General features: G+C 68.3%; 17 protein-coding genes. 12 read left to right on the top strand and 5 right to left on the bottom strand.

What is annotated here, in order from left to right; genetic code table 11:
• The first annotated feature begins 229 nt into the window (after positions 1-229).
• The 4 genes from ABFO07_RS34460 (at position 230) to ABFO07_RS34445 (ending at position 3156) form a co-directional block, all read left to right on the top strand.
• Entirely contained in the window at positions 230-946 is a 717-nt protein-coding gene (locus ABFO07_RS34460; protein ID WP_059993583.1) for a ProQ/FinO family protein, read from the top strand.
• Positions 947-1678: 732 nt separating this feature from the next.
• On the top strand, positions 1679-1957 hold the full coding sequence (locus ABFO07_RS34455) for a metal/formaldehyde-sensitive transcriptional repressor (RefSeq protein WP_059881255.1): 279 nt from the start codon (positions 1679-1681) through the stop codon (positions 1955-1957).
• Positions 1958-1965: 8 nt separating this feature from the next.
• Positions 1966-2958, top strand: a complete 993-nt coding sequence (gene dmeF, locus ABFO07_RS34450) for a CDF family Co(II)/Ni(II) efflux transporter DmeF (RefSeq protein WP_347469826.1) — start codon at positions 1966-1968, stop codon at positions 2956-2958.
• A gap of 3 nt (positions 2959-2961) precedes the next feature.
• Complete coding sequence (locus tag ABFO07_RS34445) at positions 2962-3156, top strand: DUF1289 domain-containing protein (protein WP_059558083.1); 195 nt, start codon at positions 2962-2964, stop codon at positions 3154-3156.
• Between the two features lie 37 nt (positions 3157-3193).
• On the opposite strand, the gene ABFO07_RS34440 is transcribed toward ABFO07_RS34445, so the two are convergent.
• Positions 3194-4600, bottom strand: coding sequence for a heavy metal sensor histidine kinase (locus tag ABFO07_RS34440; RefSeq protein WP_347469825.1), 1407 nt, complete (start codon positions 4598-4600; stop codon positions 3194-3196).
• Positions 4597-5268, bottom strand: coding sequence for a heavy metal response regulator transcription factor (locus ABFO07_RS34435; RefSeq protein ID WP_059558078.1), 672 nt, complete (start codon positions 5266-5268; stop codon positions 4597-4599). The genes ABFO07_RS34440 and ABFO07_RS34435 overlap by 4 nt, the downstream gene beginning before the upstream one ends.
• 101 nt (positions 5269-5369) lie before the next feature.
• On the opposite strand from ABFO07_RS34435, the gene ABFO07_RS34430 reads away from it, so the two are divergent.
• The 8 genes from ABFO07_RS34430 (at position 5370) to ABFO07_RS34395 (ending at position 13145) form a co-directional block, all read left to right on the top strand.
• Positions 5370-5825 (top strand): hypothetical protein, encoded by a 456-nt coding sequence (locus tag ABFO07_RS34430; protein ID WP_347469824.1) that lies wholly within the window; start codon positions 5370-5372, stop codon positions 5823-5825.
• 90 nt (positions 5826-5915) lie between these two features.
• Entirely contained in the window at positions 5916-6200 is a 285-nt protein-coding gene (locus tag ABFO07_RS34425) for a hypothetical protein (RefSeq protein ID WP_060148519.1), read from the top strand.
• Positions 6197-7774, top strand: a complete 1578-nt coding sequence (locus ABFO07_RS34420) for a TolC family protein (protein WP_347469823.1) — start codon at positions 6197-6199, stop codon at positions 7772-7774. The genes ABFO07_RS34425 and ABFO07_RS34420 overlap by 4 nt, the downstream gene beginning before the upstream one ends.
• A gap of 1 nt (position 7775) precedes the next feature.
• Positions 7776-9071, top strand: coding sequence for a multicopper oxidase family protein (locus tag ABFO07_RS34415; RefSeq protein ID WP_059803899.1), 1296 nt, complete (start codon positions 7776-7778; stop codon positions 9069-9071).
• A gap of 73 nt (positions 9072-9144) precedes the next feature.
• Positions 9145-9471, top strand: a complete 327-nt coding sequence (locus ABFO07_RS34410) for a copper-binding protein (RefSeq protein ID WP_059924017.1) — start codon at positions 9145-9147, stop codon at positions 9469-9471.
• Positions 9472-9476: 5 nt separating this feature from the next.
• Positions 9477-9851: a copper homeostasis periplasmic binding protein CopC gene (gene copC / locus ABFO07_RS34405; RefSeq protein ID WP_059961092.1), complete on the top strand. Its 375-nt coding sequence runs from the start codon at positions 9477-9479 to the stop codon at positions 9849-9851.
• On the top strand, positions 9851-10792 hold the full coding sequence (locus ABFO07_RS34400) for a CopD family protein (RefSeq protein ID WP_060015276.1): 942 nt from the start codon (positions 9851-9853) through the stop codon (positions 10790-10792). Before copC ends, ABFO07_RS34400 begins: the two co-directional genes overlap by 1 nt.
• A gap of 223 nt (positions 10793-11015) precedes the next feature.
• Positions 11016-13145, top strand: coding sequence for a TonB-dependent receptor (locus ABFO07_RS34395; protein ID WP_059881275.1), 2130 nt, complete (start codon positions 11016-11018; stop codon positions 13143-13145).
• Positions 13146-13210: 65 nt separating this feature from the next.
• On the opposite strand, the gene bfr is transcribed toward ABFO07_RS34395, so the two are convergent.
• From bfr to ABFO07_RS34380, 3 genes are all read right to left on the bottom strand, one after another.
• Positions 13211-13690, bottom strand: coding sequence for a bacterioferritin (gene bfr, locus ABFO07_RS34390; RefSeq protein WP_059558060.1), 480 nt, complete (start codon positions 13688-13690; stop codon positions 13211-13213).
• A 262-nt stretch (positions 13691-13952) separates the two neighbouring features.
• Entirely contained in the window at positions 13953-14612 is a 660-nt protein-coding gene (locus tag ABFO07_RS34385) for a M24 family metallopeptidase (RefSeq protein ID WP_347469960.1), read from the bottom strand.
• A 106-nt stretch (positions 14613-14718) separates the two neighbouring features.
• Positions 14719-15987, bottom strand: coding sequence for an MFS transporter (locus ABFO07_RS34380; protein WP_060015279.1), 1269 nt, complete (start codon positions 15985-15987; stop codon positions 14719-14721).

The following is a 15987-nucleotide window of genomic DNA, read 5'->3' as shown; positions in this document are numbered from 1 at the left end:
GAGTCAACCGACAGCCGCGCGTATCGGTATACTTCCACTCCTGCGTACCATCCGGCAGCGCGGCGCGATGCCCGACACGGGGTGCGCTCCGCTGCTCATGCGGTATCTTCCACGTCGGTGACGGACGTGCCGAACGCCGTCATCCCGAGCCGCCGCGTCAAACCTGGCGCGGCCTCGCGTGCGTTTCGCCGTGGAAGCGACGCTCTCTAATTCCTGGTGGATTGAATTTATGGGTTTTGAACAACTTGCCGAATTGCGCGACCAGCTCGCAGCGAAGGCCAAGCAGGATCGGAATGCCAAGCGCGCGAAGGCGCAGCCGCAATCCGGAACCAAGCCGTCGTCCGGGGGCAAACCGGTTTCGGGGGCCAAGGCGCCTGCCGGCGCGAAGGCGTCGGCTGACGCGAAGGCACCCGCCGGCGCCCGGCAGGGGCCCCGGGCGCGTCCGTCCGCCGGCGGCAAGCCGTCGGCGCCGGTCGATCCGGTCATCGTCGCGATCGGCAAACTGCAAAAGCGCTTCCCGCTGGCGTTCCCGCGCAACCCGGCGCCCAAGGTGCCGCTGAAGGTCGGCATCTGGGCGGATCTCGCCGCCGACGCGCAGGCGATCGGCCTGAGCGAAGCCGAGCTGCGCGACGCGATGTCGACCTGGTGCCGCGGTAACCGTTACTGGTCGTGCCTCGTCGAGGACGCGGTGCGTATCGATCTGCAAGGCAACGAGGCAGGGCGCGTGACGCGCGACGACGCGGCGCGTGCCCGGCGGCTGAAGGCGCGCGGCCCGCGCAAGGGCCCTGCGCAGGCAGCCAAGGCCGGCACGCAACCGGAGAAGGTCGAGGCCGAGGCCGACGCCCCGGTTCCGGTTCCGGAGCAGGCCGATGCCGCGGCACCGCAAGTCGAACAGGCCGAGCCGCAAGCGGCGCCGGTCGAGCAGCCGGCAACGAAAGCCGAGTAACGCATCGGCGCGACGCCATGCTGCCGGCAATTCAATGCGTTGCCGGCAGCATGAATCTGGATTCGTCCCCACAAGGCGGGCGTCGCGCGGATCGCGTCGGCCAACGCGCCCGGACGCCGAGCGCACGATGAATTTTCCGTGACAGGCAGCCCGCCTGCCTGTCGCATTCCTGCATTCCTGCATTCCTGCATTCCTGCATTCCTGCATTCCTGCATTCCTGCATTCCTGCATTCCTGCATTCCTGCATTCCTGCATTCCTGCATTCCTGCATTCCCGCATCCCCGCATCCCCGCATCCCCGCATCCCCGCATCCCCGCATCCCCGTATCCCGCTTTCCGCTTTCCGCTTTCCATCCCCGATCCCCGATCCCCGATCCCCGAGGCAGTTTTCATCGCCATTGATGGGCGAGCCGCTTGAATGCGCCCGTCGCCCGATCAGTTCGGGCGCGCCGATCACGTTCGCCCAGCGCTTGAACGGCGACTGGCCGATGACCCGCGCGATCGGGAAACAATCAGTTATCCGGAAGATATCCGGTGGCCCGTAGCTCGCTGCGGTTGCCGGTGGCCGGCCGGTTCAGGCTGAGCACGGATTCCTTCCAGTACTTTCTGCATCGGGTTTCGTTCCACTCCGGAATGTGGATCGGCGCGGAGGCCGACACGCCGTGCCATACCCCCACCCCCTATATTGGTTCGGCCTTGAGATATACTCCCCCACCCTATCTGGAGGCCCTCGATGAGTCACACCGTCCGCGAAAAACAGAAGCTGCTCAACCGGGTCCGCCGCATCAAGGGGCAGGTGGAAGCGATCGAGCGCGCGCTCATGGAAGAGCGGGGCTGCAACGAGGTCCTGCAACAGATCACGAGCTGCCGCGGCGCGATGAACGGGCTGCTGGCCGTCGTGCTCGAGGATCACATCCGCACCCACCTGGTCGATGCCGAGCACGACGGCGGCCATGAAGAAGGCAGCGCGACCGAGCAGTTGATCGACGTCGTGCACAGCTACTTCAAGTGAGACACGACATGAACGACTTCAGGGAAGCGGCGTTCGGCGCGGGGCACGACCACATCTTCCTCGGCGCGGCGCACGCGCAGAACGAACGCAGGACATGGGCGGTGATCGCGCTGTGCAGCGCGATGATGGTCGCGGAAATCGTCGGCGGGAGCCTGTTCGGCTCGCTGGCGCTCGTTGCCGACGGGCTGCACATGTCGACGCATGCGGGCGCGATGCTGATCGCGGCGTTGGCCTATACGTATGCACGCAAGCACGCAGGCGATGCGCGCTTCGTGTTCGGCACCGGCAAGCTCGGCGACCTGGCGGGATTCACCAGCGCGATCGTGCTGGCGATGATCGCGCTGCTGATCGGCTACGAGGCCGTGTCGCGCTTCCTGTCGCCGGTGCCCATTCACTTCGGCGAAGCGATTCCGATCGCGGTGCTCGGCCTGCTCGTCAACCTCGCGAGCGTGTGGCTGCTGAGCGGCGATCATCACGGGCATGGGCATCATCACCATCGCGCGCATGACCATGACGGTAACGACCACGACCACGACCACGGCGACAAGCACGCGCACGCCGTCGCGACGCGCGACCACAACATTCGCTCCGCCTACATTCACGTGATCGCGGACGCAGCCGTGTCGCTGCTCGCGATCATCGGTCTCGTGCTGGCGCGCGCGTTCGGCTGGGTGTGGATGGATCCGCTCGCGGGCATCGTCGGTGCGCTGGTGATTGCGAACTGGTCATACGGGTTGATGCGCGACACGGGCGGCATCCTGCTCGACATGCAATCCGACCCGCGGATGGCGCAGCGCGTGCGCGCGCTGATCGAAGGCGGCGGCGACCGCGTCGCGGACCTGCACGTATGGCGTCTCGGGCCGGGCCACATGAGCGCGGTCGTGTCGGTGGCGACTGGCGACGGCAGCCGCGACGCACGCTTCTATCACGGCCTGCTCGACCGCGTGGACGGGCTGTCGCACGTGACCGTCGAGGTCGTGAGACCGCAGCGGGCGGCCTGAGCGATGGCCGTCAAGTCACCCTGCATCGACATCTGCTCGTTCGACGGAAGAACGGGATTCTGCATCGGCTGCCTCCGCACGCTGGAAGAGGCGCGGACCTGGAAGAAGCTGACCGACCATCGGCGGCACCAGATCGTCAACGACCGTGCGCGGCGGCAAGCGAAGCTCGACCGCGGCGCGCCGCCGGACGGGCAATAGCGCCGCGTCGGCCACGCACGCGCCGGCCGCGCGCGTGTCACGCGCGGCGCGAATCGCCGCACGGGAATCGCAGCGTGAAGATCGTCCGCTGCGCGTCGCTCGTCACGGCGACGCTGCCGCGGTGCAGCGCCATGATCGATTTCACGATGGCAAGGCCGAGCCCCGCGTTGCGGGCCGAGCCGTGGCGCGATGCATCGACGCGGTAGAAGCGCTCGAAGATCCGGTCGAGCTGGTCCGGCGCAATGACGGCGCCCTGGTTCGCGACCGACACGGCCGCATGGTCGGCACCGACCGACACCGCAAGCTCGATGGTCGAGCCGCGATGCGCATGCTGGAGCGCATTCGACACGAGATTGCTCACCGCGCGCCTGAACAGCGGCGCATCGGCGTGCACGTTCCCGCGCCCGTGCACCACGATGCGCACGCCGGCGTCTTCCGCGAGCCCCTGGAAATACGAGGCCAGCCGTTGCAGCTCGTCGGCCGCGTCGAGCGCGGCGAGCGTCAGGTGCTGCTGCGCGTTGTCGGTGCGCGCGAGGAACAGCATGCTGTCGATCATCCGCTGCAGGCGCTCGCATTCTTCGATGTTCGAATCGATCAGCGCCTCGTATTCTTCCGCCGACCGTGCGCGTGACAGCGTGATTTGCGACGCGCTGATGATGTTCGCCAGCGGTGTGCGCATGTCGTGCGCGAGATCCGACGAGAACCGCGACAGCCGCTCGAACGAGCGCTCGAGCCGGTCGAGCATGCGGTTCACCGACAGCGCGAGCTCGTGCAGCTCGACCGGGCCGCCGCGGATGTCGAGGCGTTCGTCGAGGTTGTGCGCTTCGATCCGGGACGCCTGGCGGCCGATGTCCCGCACCGGCAGCAGCCCGCGCCGCGTGACCGCATGGCCGAGCGCGCACACCAGCAGGGCGCCGGCCGCGATCGCGAACCAGATGTGATCCCGGTAGCTGTCGAGCAGTGACTGACGGTCATCTGCGGCGCGCACGAGCAGCATCCGGATCGCTTCGCCGGACGGCAGTACGACCTTCGAGAAGATGCAGCGCGCCTGCCCGATCGCCTTGGGCGCGCAGGTGAACGGCTGGCTGTCCGGGTGCGGGCCGTCGGCGAGCGGTTTCAGCGCGGGGTCCGGCCCGTCCGCGTGCTCGACCAGCGGCGTGCCGCGCGCATCGTAGATGCCGAGATATACGCCCGGGTGCGACAGCAGCACGTCGTGAAACACGCCCGGGTTCGTGCGGATGGCTTGCGCCGAACCGCGCGCGCGGGACAACTGCGCGAACTGGTTCAGCTTGCCGCTGATCTCGATGTCGTCGCGGCGTTGCAGCTCGGCGGACAGCGACCGGTACAGGTACGCGCCCGTCAGCGAGAACACGAGCCCCGCGACGGCGGCGAACGCGAACGTCAGCCGCTTGAGCAGCGAGTAGGGCGAGGGCGCCGCGCTCACGCGCGATCCTCGAGCACGTAGCCCATGCCGCGGATCGTGTGGATCAGCTTGTGCTCGTACGCATTGTCGATCTTCGCGCGCAGGCGCTTGATCGCGGCATCCACGACGTTGGTGTCGCTGTCGAAGTTCATGTCCCAGATCTGCGACGTGATGAAGGTGCGCGTGAGCACTTCACCCTCGCGTTCTGCCAGCAGTTGCAGCAGCGCGAATTCCTGCGCGGTCAGGTCGATGCGCGTGTCGCCGCGCCGCACGCGGCGCCGGATCAGGTCGACCTCGAGATCGGCGATTTGCAGCGTGTCGCGCACGCTGCGCGGCGCGCGCCGCAGCAGCGAACGGATGCGCGCGAGAAATTCCGCATACGCGAACGGCTTCGGAAGATAGTCGTCGGCGCCCAGTTCGAGGCCGGCGACCTTGTCGTCGACCGTGTCCCGGGCCGTGAGCAGCAGCACCGGCGTCGACTTCTGCTCGCGCAGGCGCCGCAGCACCTCGAAGCCGTCGAGCTCGGGCAGCATGACGTCCAGCACGACGAGGTCGAAAGCTTCGTGCAGCGCGAGAAACAGGCCGTCGCGCCCGTTCGTGGCGATGTCGACGGTATAGCTCGCTTCCGTCAGCCCCTGACGGAGATACGACGCCATCTTGGCTTCGTCTTCGACGATGAGTATCCGCATGGTGTGATGGTGGTTGATGAAGCAGGGCGGCGCAACGCGAGGCCGCGCCCGACAGGCAGGAGGGTACGCTACTGCCGCACGTCTTTCATGAAAATCCGGTCATGTTGCGGCCACGGCGTCGTCACCCGTGCGCCGATAAGCTGGGCGTTCCTGATTGCCGCGTGCCCGCTTCCGCTTCCATGTCGTACTGGCGCAAATTCCTCATCGTCGTGTTGCTGGCCCTGAGCGTGCCGGTTCAGTCGTTCGCGGCCGCGGCGATGTCATGTGCGTTGGCCGGCGACATGCGGGCCCGGCATGCGGAAGCGGCCGGCGGCGCGCAGCTCCACGACATGCGGGATGATCACGGTCACACCCGCCATGCGGCGCCCGGCGATGCGGGCCACGCGCACGCGTGCCAGGCCTGTGCGTCGTGCTGTGTCGGCACGGGGCCGGCGCTGCCGGACGTCGCGGCAGCCGCCCATACGGCCCGCATCCACGGATTCATTCCACCGCCCACGGCCGCCGCGTCGTTCCTGACCGGCGGCATCGAACGGCCGCCTCGCGGCGCACTCGTCTAGTACCCGGGATCGCGGCCGATGCGCCGCGACGTGCAATCCGAACCGGCGGCCGCATGGCGGCCCGCGCGGTGACTCATGACGAGGCAACTCATGCAACTGATTCTTGCGGCGCTGCTCGGCGCGGCGGCCATTCTGCCGCCGCTCGCGCACGCCACGACGACGCTGTCCGATCCGGCCGATGCCGCGGCGCCGGTGCCCGCGCACGCGGTTCCGTCGGCATTCGACGGTTATCGGCCTTATCGCGACGGCGACGGCCCGGGCTGGCAACACCTGAATCGCGCGGTGACCGAACCCGCCAGGCGCGCGGCCACGCCGGGCAAGCCGGCCGATTCTAGCCACGCGAACCATGCAACGCACGAGGGCCCGGCCAGATGATCGAACGATGGGTTTCCCTGCGGGTCGCGGCGAGTGCTGCCGCGATCGCATGGCTCGCGGGCTGCACGACGTTTTCGCGAGACGGCGGGTTCGACGCGGTGTCCACCGCCGCGCGCGAGCGGCTCGGCAAGGACGCGGTGATCGTCCGCAGCGACGCGGATCGCGAGACGGTCGCGGCGCGCACCCGCGAGCTGCTCGCGAAGCCGCTCGGCATCGACGATGCCGTGCAGGTCGCGTTGCTGAATCACCGCGGGCTGCAGGCATCGTATGCGCAGCTCGGCCTGTCGGAAGCCGATCTGGTGCAGGCCGGGCGGCTGCCGAATCCCGGCTTCAGCTTCAGCCGCACGCGTTCGAGCAACGACCTGAGCATCGGCCGGACGTTCTCGGCGAACGTGCTCGGCATCCTGGCGCTGCCGTTTGCCGCGCGCATCGAAGGGCGCCGGTTCGAGCAGACGAAGCTGGAAACCGCCGACGCGATGCTGAAAGTCGCGGCTGATGCGCGCCGCGCATACGTGAACGCGGTCGCGGCCGAGCAGTCGGCGCGCTACGCGGAGCAGGTGAACGATGCGGCAGGTGCGGCCGCCGAACTCGCGCAGCGCATGCGCCAGGCTGGCCACTTCAGCCGGCTCGAGCATGCGCGCGAACAGGCGTTCCACGCGGACGCCACCGCGCAGTTCGCGAAGGCGCGGCAGCAGGCCGTCGCCACGCGCGAGCGGCTGACGCGCGCGATGGGCCTGTGGGGCGCGGGCACGCAGTACACGCTGCCCGATCGCCTGCCGGCGTTGCCGAAGGATCGCCCCGCGCTTGCGGACCTCGAAGCGTTCGCGATGCGCAATCGCATCGACATCCAGGCGGCGCAGTTGCAGACGCAGGGCGTCGCGTCGTCGCTGGGCCTGAGCAAGGCCACGCGTTTCGTCAACGCGCTCGACGTCGGCTACGTGAACAACTACGAAACCGACAAGGGGCATGAGCACGGCTACGAGATCAGCGTGGAGATTCCGCTGTTCGACTGGGGCGGCGCGAAGGTCGCGCGGGCGGAAGCGCTCTACATGCAGTCGGCCAACCGGCTCGCGCAGACGGCGATCGACGCGCGCTCCGAGGTGCGCGAATCGTACGCGGCATACGTGACCAGCTATGACGTCGCGAAGCATTACCGCGACGAGGTCGTGCCGCTGCGCAAGACCATCTCGGACGAAGTGCTGCTGCGCTACAACGGCATGCTCGCGAGCGTGTTCGAACTGCTCGTCGATGCGCGCGAACAGGTCGGTGCGGTCAACGGCGCCATCGACGCGCTGAAAGATTACTGGCTTGCGGAGACCGACCTCCAGCAGGCGGTCGGCGGCCGCCTGCCGGCACCGGACGCCGCGCAGCGCGACACGCCGCCAGCACCCGCGGCCGCACCGCCTGCAGCGCCCGCAGCGCCCGCAGCTCCCGCAGCTCCCGCAGCTTCCGCAGCTTCCGCCGCTCCCGTAGCGCCCGTAGCGCCCGTAGCGCCCGTAGCGCCCGCCGCCGAGCCGTCTCCCACGATTCCCGCGGCGCTTTCCGCGCCGGCAACGCATTCGGAAGGTCATTGACATGGTGTCCCGTCGACAATTTCTCAGCGGCTCGGGCGCCGCGCTCCTCGGTGCCGCGATGGTCAGCAAGGCCGGCGCGGCCACGCTGCCGGAGGCGCCGACGATGGCGCAGGCCGTCACGCAGCCGCCGCTCGCGCCGCCCGACGGCCGCCCGTACACGCCCGTCGCGACGCTGAACGGCTGGACGCTGCCGTGGCGGATGAAGAACGGCTGGAAGGAATTCCACCTGATCGCCGAGCCGGTGGTGCGCGAGATGGCGCCCGGGATGAAGGCGAACCTGTGGGGCTACAACGGGCAGTCGCCCGGCCCGACGATCGAGGCGGTCGAAGGCGACAAGGTGCGCATCTTCGTGACGAACCGGCTGCCGGAGCACACGACGATCCACTGGCACGGGATGCTGCTGCCGAACGGGATGGACGGCGTGGGCGGCCTCACGCAGCCGCACATTCCGCCCGGCAAGACCTACGTGTACGAGTTCCGCCTCGAGAAGCACGGCACGTTCATGTATCACCCGCACGCCGACGAGATGGTGCAGATGGCGATGGGGATGATGGGGATGTTCATCGTGCACCCGAAGGATCGCGGCGTGATGCCGGTCGACCGCGACTTCGTGTTCCTGCTCGCCGCCTACGACATCGACCCCGGCAGCTACACGCCGCGCGTCAACGAGATGACGGATTTCAACATGTGGACGTGGAATTCGCGCGTGTTCCCGGGCATCGATTCGCTGCCGGTGCGTGCGGGCGATCGCGTGCGCATTCGCTTCGGAAACCTGACGATGACGAATCACCCGATGCACCTGCACGGCTACACGTTCGAGGTGACCGGCACCGATGGCGGCTGGATTCCGCCGAGTGCGCGCTGGCCTGAAGTGACCGCCGACGTCGCGGTGGGCCAGATGCGCGCGATCGAGTTCACCGCTGACCGGCCGGGCGACTGGGCGTTCCATTGCCACAAGTCGCATCACACGATGAATGCGATGGGGCACCAGGTGCCGAACCTGATCGGCGTGCCGCAGAAGGATCTCGCGAAGCGCATCGGCAAGCTCGTGCCCGACTACATGGCGATGGGCAGCACCGGCGGCGCGATGGGCGAGATGGAGATGCCGCTGCCCGACAACACGCTGCCGATGATGACGGGCACCGGGCCGTTCGGCCCGCTGGAGATGGGCGGCATGTTCACCGTCGTGAAGGTGCGGCAGGGGCTCGGCCGCAACGATTACCGCGACCCGGGCTGGTTCAAACACCCGAAGGGCACGGTCGCCTACGAATACGCCGGCGAGCTGCCGGCGCGCTGATTCACACGATCACACGATGCGGCCGGCACGACGCCGGCCGCCGATTGCCTCACCCCAACCCTGGAGAACGACGATGAAAAAAGCACTTGCCGCGATCGCAGCGGGCTGCGCGCTGGCCTTGTCCACCCTGCCTGCCGTGTCGCACGCGGCCGGCGACACCGATGCAACGGACGTGCGCAACGGCATGTCGCACGGCGAGATTCGCAAGGTCGATGCGGCCGCCGGCAAGCTGACGATCAAGCACGGCCCGCTCGAGAACCTCGGCATGGATGCGATGACGATGGTGTTCAAGGTGAAGGACCCGGCGATGCTGTCGCAGGTGAAAGTGGGCGACACGATCGACTTCGTCGCCGAGGACGTGAACGGCGCGCTGACCGTCACGAAGCTGCAGCGGAAGTGACGGCAATGAAGACGTCAACGCTCACACATCTGGCCGCGCTGGCCACGGGCGCGCTGCTCGCGCTCGCGCCGCTCGCGGCATCCGCGCACGGCAAGCTCGAACGCGCGTCGCCTGCAGCGGGCAGCACCGTCGAGGCGGCGCCGGACACGCTCCGGCTCACGTTCAACGAGGACCTCGAAGCGGCCTTCAGCACGATCGTCGTGGCGGACGCGAACGGCACGGCCGTCACGCAGGACAAGGCGCGGGTCGACGCGTCCGCGCCGCGCGTGATGACCGTCGCGGTGCCGAAGCTCGCGGCGGGCACGTACACGGTCCGGTGGGCCGTGATGACCGCCGATGCGCACAAGACGCGGGGCACCTACACGTTCACGGTGAAGTGATGAACGAAGGATTCCTGGGCATCCTGCGCCTCGCGGCGGTGGCGATCCAGAACCTCGGCTTCGCCGTCGTCGTCGGGGCACTGTTCGGCAGCCGCTGGCTCGCGCGCGGCGACGCCGCATGGCAGGCGGCGGCCGGCCGGCGCATGGTCGTCGCGCTGCGTGCGGCCGCGGCCGGTGCGTTGCTGGCGAGCGTCGTCGCGTTCCTGGCGCACTGCGCGTTGATGAGCGATGCGACGCTGCTGACGGTGTGGCCCGCGGTGTGGCCGATGCTGACGGGCACCGGCTTCGGCCATGCGTGGTTCGCGGGCGCGCTCGGCATGGGTGCGATCGTCGTGCTGTCGTTCCGGTGGCGGGGGCACGGCGATCGCGAGCCGGTCGCGCTGTGGCTCGCGATCGCCGCCGTCGCGCTGGCGCGCAGCCACGGCGGCCATCCGGTGGAGGCAGGGTGGTTCAGCCTGCCGGTGTGGATCGACTGGCTGCATCTGCTCGCGATCAGCACGTGGGTCGGCATCGTGTTCGTGACGGCCGGCGTGGTGATGCCGCGCCTGCTCGCCGCGCCGCGCGGCGAAGCGCCGGCCGGCGCGGCGTTCGTGCAGTCGCTGTCGGATGCGGCGACGGCCGCGCTGGTCGTGTTGTTCGTTACCGGCGCCTACAACGGCTGGCGCGGCGTGAACACGTCCGCCAACCTGTTCGACTCGGCGTACGGGCAGGTGCTGCTCGCGAAGCTCGCGCTCGTGCTGCTGGCCGCCGCGCTCGGTGGACACAACCGGTTCTTCGGGATGCCGAAGCTGTTGGCGGCGCTGTCGCATGCATCCGGCAACGCGCCCGGCGGCCCGTTGCGCCATTTCAACGTGGTGCTACGCGTCGAGTCCGTCGTGCTGGCCGGCGTGCTGGCGGCTGCCGCCGTGCTTGCGTCGAGCCCGTTGCCCGGCACGATGTAACCGGCATCACGCCGATATCGAAAGCCATTCGTCAGGAATGGCGATTGTTTGGAATATGAAAGGTAGACGGCAAGCGTGTTGCAGGCAGGCGACACGCGTGGCGATTGATTAAAAATACGAATCATTATCGTTTAATATTTCGAGATATTACGAGCCGCGACCCGGACGTCGCGGCTTTTTCATGTCGTCGACCGATTTTTTCCGCTTCCGTCCACCTTCAACGATGAAACTCAACCAGAACGCCTGCCGCGCGCTCCTGATCGCCACGTCGCTCGCCGGCGCCAAGACCTCGTTCGCGCAGGCGAGCGATGCGGCGGCCACGCTGCCGACCATTTCCGTGCAGGCTGCCGCCGAGCGCGCGACCTACGATGCGAGCCGCTCGCGCGCGGCCACCAAGACCGACATGTCGCTGATGGACGTGCCGCAGACGGTGAGCGTGGTGCCGCACGCGGTGATCGAGGACCAGAACGCGACGTCGATGCAGGACGCGCTGCGCAACGTGCCGGGCGTCGGCTTCTCGGTGGGCGACGGCCAGCGCGACCAGATCACGATCCGCGGCTTCAACAGCATCACCGACCAGTACGTCGACGGCATTCGCGACGACGCGCTCTACTACCGCGACCTGTCGAACGTCGAGCGCGTCGAGGTGCTGAAGGGGCCGGCGGCAGTGCTGTACGGCCGCGGCTCGGCCGGCGGCATCGTCAACCGCGTGCTGAAGCGGCCGCAGGCGAACCCGGTGCGCGACGTGGGCGTGACGCTCGGCACGCGCGGCGAGCGGCGTGGCGAATTCGACCTCGGCTGGAACGCGAACGATGCGGCGCGCTTCCGCATCACGGGCGCGGCCGAGAATTCGAACAGCTTCCGCGACCAGTTCCAGCTGAATCGCCAGGCGATCGCGCCGTCCGCGCAGTTCAAGCTGAGCCCGGACACGGTGCTCAATGTCGAGTTCGACTACCTGCACGACCGGCGCACCGCCGACCAGGGGATTCCCGCGTATCTCGGCCGGCCGGTCGACGTGCCGATCAACACGTACTATGGTTCGGCCGATGCGGCGAACAGCTCGTACAACTCGGTGTCCGCGAAGAGCGCGACGGCGTCGCTCGATCACCGCTTCAGCGATTCGCTGTCGTTCCATGGCGCGATCCGCGCGTATGACTTCTCGCTCGAACGGAAGAACTACGTGACGTTCCAGCCGATCAAGACCGCCGCGCGCCCGAGCGTCACGCTCGACCAGTCGACGCGGCAGCGCACCGATCACGGCGTCGACGGCGTGTTCGAGCTGACGCAGAAGACGACGCTGTTCGGCATGCGCCACGAACTGCTGTACGGACTGGAACTGTCGCAGCAGCAGAAGTTCGACACGGTCTACAACGTGACGAAGGTCGCGACCTACGATCTCTACAACCCGCAGCTCGTGAACCTGCCCGGCGTGCCGGCCGGCACGCGCCCGCGCACGAACGCGTCGACCGTTACCGGGCTCGCCGGCGTCTACGCGCAGGACCTGATCTCGCTGTCCGAGCACTGGAAGGTGCTCGCCGGCCTGCGCTTCGACTACCTGAACCAGATCCGCCACGACTACACGTCGGCGAACCTCAACCTCGAGCGCACCGATCGCGCATGGAGCCCGCGCGTCGGGCTGATCTACGAGCCGCTCGACTGGCTCACGCTGTATGCGTCGTTCAGCCAGTCGTTCTCGCCGCTCGCCGACACGCTGATCAGTTCCGGCGCGTTCGCGAACGGCGCGGCGCTGGCGCCGCAGAAAACCACCGCGTACGAGATCGGCTCGAAGTTCGATCTCGGCGGCAAGGCGATGGCGAGCGTCGCGCTGTTCGACATGCGCCAGACGAACCAGCAGATCGGCGATCCCGCGCATCCCGGCTATGCGCTGCCGATCGGCACGCAGCACGTGCGCGGCATGGAGCTGGGCTTCTCCGGCGAGATCGCGCCGAAATGGTCGGTGCTGGCCGGCTATGCGTACCTGAACGGCACGGTGGACGGCTCGCCGCAATCGACGGCGGCCGGGCTCACGCTGTCCAGCAACACGCCGGGGCTGATGCCGCGCCATAGCGCGAGCCTGTGGCTCAAGCGCGAACTGCCGTACGGCTTCTACGCGGCGGCCGGCGCGCAGTTCCAGTCGGCGCGCTATGCCTCCGCGAGCGATCTCGTCACGCTGCCGTCGTTCACGGTGTTCAATCTCGGCGCCGGCTACCGCAGCAAGAAGTTCGACGTGACGCTCACGCTCGACAACGTGTTCGACCGCCGCTACTTCATCTCCGCGCACGGCAACGCGGACCTGTACAACATGCCGGGCGAGCCGCGCACGCTGACCGCCACGATGAAGTGGCACATGTAATGCAAGGGAAGCGCCGCGAGCCCGTCATGCGGGCTCGCGGGCAGGCAGCGCGGCGCCGGCCGCGGTCACGATTCGGGTGACGCCATCCCCGACTGCAGGTAGTTCTGGATGCCGACCTTCTTGACCAGGTCGAGCTGCGTTTCGAGCCAGTCGATATGTTCCTCGGTGTCCTCGAGGATACGCTCGAAGATCTCGCGCGAGATGTAGTCCTGTGCCGATTCGCAGTACGCGATCGCTTCCTTGCAGGTGGACTGCGCGCCGCGTTCGAGCTTCAGGTCGCACTCGAGGATTTCTTCCGTGTGCTCGCCGACGAGCAGCTTGTGCAGATCCTGCAGGTTCGGCAGGCCGTCGAGCATGAAGATGCGTTCGATCAGCGCGTCCGCATGCTTCATCTCGCCGATCGATTCGTCATATTCGTGCTTGCCGAGCTTGTCGAGACCCCAGTGCTTGTACATGCGCGCATGCAGGAAGTACTGGTTGATCGCCGTCAGCTCGTTCTTCAGCTGCGCGTTCAGATAGCCGATGACCTTCTTGTCGCCTTTCATCGCGGATCTCCCACCGTCATGGCGTCGTGCCGCTTCAACGATAGTCAGTCGCGCGCCGAATCTCAATCCGACATTTGCGATTTGCCGAGGTACCCGGAAGGCGAATCAGTTGCATTAGCATGTGCACCGCACCGCACCGCACCGCACCGCACCGCACCGCACCGCACCGCACCGCACCGCACCGCATTGCACCGCACCGCATTGCATCGCGCATCGCGCATCGCGCATCGCGCATCACGCATCACGCATCACGCATCACGCATCACGCGAGCAGGTCCTCGTAGAACGCGCCGAACGGGCGCGTCGGATGCGCGAGCTGGATCTCCAGGATCCACAGGCCCGCGTCGGGGCGTGCGTCGAAATCGCCGAGGTCGCCGGCCTTGTAGATCGCATGCGGGAAATCCGACACGCGATGGCCCTTGATGTCCAGGTTCAGGCGCCAGCCGAGTTCCGTCGCGCGGCGCTCGGCGTACGCGTAAAGCGCGGTGCCACCCGCGCCGCTCGTCTGCCAGTGATGCTTCACGTCGTCGAACAGCGTGCGGGCGGCGTCCGCACAGGCCCGCATGTCCGCATCGTCGCCGACGACGAAGGTTGCGCCCGCATCGCCTTCGTGTGCGTCCCACACCACGCCGAGGTCGATGAAGAAGATGTCGTGCTCGCGCAGGCAGGGATCGTCGTCGGAGCGCTGCTTGAAAGTCTTCAGCGTGTTCTCGCCGAAGCGCACGATCACCGGATGCCAGATGCGGTCCATCCCGAGTTCCGTCATCACGGCCTTGCACAGCGCGGCGGCTTCCGATTCGCGCATGCCCGGCTTGATTCGCGCGGCGACGGCGTCGACCACTTCCCATGTCCGGTCGCGCGCCGTCAGCATCTGCTCCAGCACGTACTTGCTTCCCACTGCCTGCTTCATGTCCTGCTTCATGTCGGTGTTCACGCGTGTTGCTCCGTCTCCGTTATAACTGACGAAATATAACGATGGACGCACGCGCTGTCCACGTCGCGGGCCTGCGGCGTTTCCGAGCATGCCGCTACGACCGGCTGTCGGCGTCGGGGCGGACGTGCCGGAACGCGGCCAGCAGCGTGAGGTCGTACGCGATCTTCAGCACGCCGCAGGCGACGAGCGGCGCGCCGAGCCAGCCGAGGCCGAACAGGCCGCCGGCAAGCGTCGGCGCGAGCGCGGCCGCGAGGCTGCGCGGCACCGACGTGACGCTGGCCGCAGCCGCCCGTTCCGGCGGCGTGACGACCGCCATCACGTAGGCGGTGCGGGTCGGCACGTCCATTTGCGACAGTGCGCTGCGTACCAGCAGCAGTGAGAGCGCGGCCGGCAGCGAGGTGGCGATGGCGGCGCCGATCAGGCACACGCTCGACGGGATGTGCGTAAACACCATCGTGTTCAGCAGGCCGATGCGGCGCGACAGCGGCGCGGCGGCGAGCTGCGAGCCCGCGCTGAGCAGCCCGGCCCAGAAGAAGAACCGGCCGGCCGCGCCGACCGACAGGCCGAAGCGCTGCATCAGCCACAGCGACAGCAGCGAGTTGACGACGAGCCCGCCCGCGAACGCGTCGACGCTGAACAGCAGTGCGAGCCGCATGACGATGCGCCGCGACGGCCCGAGCGGGGCCGCCGGGGCCGGCGTGCGCTGCGCGGTGCGCGGCAGCTTGCGATACAGCGCGCACACCGCGATGCCGGCCAGCGCATACAGCACGAACATCGCGCGCATCGCGGCGAGCGGCGCGAACCCGGCATGCGCGGCCAGCCACGTCGGCACGCCCGCCGCGAGCGCGCCGAGCGCGGCGGACACGGCGCCGACCAGGCTGTAGCGCGCGAACAGCGCGGTGCGCGCGTCGCCGCCGGCCGCCGCCGCGAGCCGGGCCTGCTCGAGCGGCAGGAACAGGCTCACATCGCCGGCGCTCGGATTGAGCGTGCCGACGAACGCGACGACGAGCAGCGGCCACCAGCCGGACAGGCTCGCGAAGCCGATGCCGGTAGCGGTCATCAGCACGGCCGCGAGCGTCAGCAGGCGGCGATGCGCGATGCGGCCCGCGAGCGCGCCGACGGCCACGGTCGCGATGGCCGAGCCCAGCAGCGTCGCGGTGCCGAGCAGCCCCACATGAAGTTGCGTGAGGCCGAGCGCGAGCAGATAGGCGGGCAGCAGCACCGCGATGAAGCCGTCGGTAAAGCCGCGCAGGCCGCGGCTCGCGAGCAGGATCCACGCGGTGGCGTCGACGCCGTCCGGCAGCAGGCGGCGTGCGACGCGGGTCGCGGCAAGGGCGGCGGTGCGGCCGCGCGGAACGTGCAT

It is taken from the genome of Burkholderia stagnalis, assembly GCF_039848545.1.
Lineage (GTDB): Bacteria > Pseudomonadota > Gammaproteobacteria > Burkholderiales > Burkholderiaceae > Burkholderia > Burkholderia stagnalis.
This window is presented reverse-complemented; position numbering and strand designations above follow the sequence as displayed.

Coding starts and splice junctions, on each gene's coding strand:
- ABFO07_RS34460 (WP_059993583.1), top strand. CDS start 230: ATGGGTTTTGAACAACTTGCCGAATTGCGCGACCAGCTCGCAGCGAAG.
- ABFO07_RS34455 (WP_059881255.1), top strand. CDS start 1,679: ATGAGTCACACCGTCCGCGAAAAACAGAAGCTGCTCAACCGGGTCCGC.
- dmeF (WP_347469826.1), top strand. CDS start 1,966: ATGAACGACTTCAGGGAAGCGGCGTTCGGCGCGGGGCACGACCACATC.
- ABFO07_RS34445 (WP_059558083.1), top strand. CDS start 2,962: ATGGCCGTCAAGTCACCCTGCATCGACATCTGCTCGTTCGACGGAAGA.
- ABFO07_RS34435 (WP_059558078.1), bottom strand. CDS start 5,268: ATGCGGATACTCATCGTCGAAGACGAAGCCAAGATGGCGTCGTATCTC.
- ABFO07_RS34430 (WP_347469824.1), top strand. CDS start 5,370: ATGTTGCGGCCACGGCGTCGTCACCCGTGCGCCGATAAGCTGGGCGTT.
- ABFO07_RS34425 (WP_060148519.1), top strand. CDS start 5,916: ATGCAACTGATTCTTGCGGCGCTGCTCGGCGCGGCGGCCATTCTGCCG.
- ABFO07_RS34420 (WP_347469823.1), top strand. CDS start 6,197: ATGATCGAACGATGGGTTTCCCTGCGGGTCGCGGCGAGTGCTGCCGCG.
- ABFO07_RS34415 (WP_059803899.1), top strand. CDS start 7,776: ATGGTGTCCCGTCGACAATTTCTCAGCGGCTCGGGCGCCGCGCTCCTC.
- ABFO07_RS34410 (WP_059924017.1), top strand. CDS start 9,145: ATGAAAAAAGCACTTGCCGCGATCGCAGCGGGCTGCGCGCTGGCCTTG.
- copC (WP_059961092.1), top strand. CDS start 9,477: ATGAAGACGTCAACGCTCACACATCTGGCCGCGCTGGCCACGGGCGCG.
- ABFO07_RS34400 (WP_060015276.1), top strand. CDS start 9,851: ATGAACGAAGGATTCCTGGGCATCCTGCGCCTCGCGGCGGTGGCGATC.
- ABFO07_RS34395 (WP_059881275.1), top strand. CDS start 11,016: ATGAAACTCAACCAGAACGCCTGCCGCGCGCTCCTGATCGCCACGTCG.
- bfr (WP_059558060.1), bottom strand. CDS start 13,690: ATGAAAGGCGACAAGAAGGTCATCGGCTATCTGAACGCGCAGCTGAAG.
- ABFO07_RS34385 (WP_347469960.1), bottom strand. CDS start 14,612: ATGAAGCAGGACATGAAGCAGGCAGTGGGAAGCAAGTACGTGCTGGAG.
- ABFO07_RS34380 (WP_060015279.1), bottom strand. CDS start 15,987: ATGCACGTTCCGCGCGGCCGCACCGCCGCCCTTGCCGCGACCCGCGTC.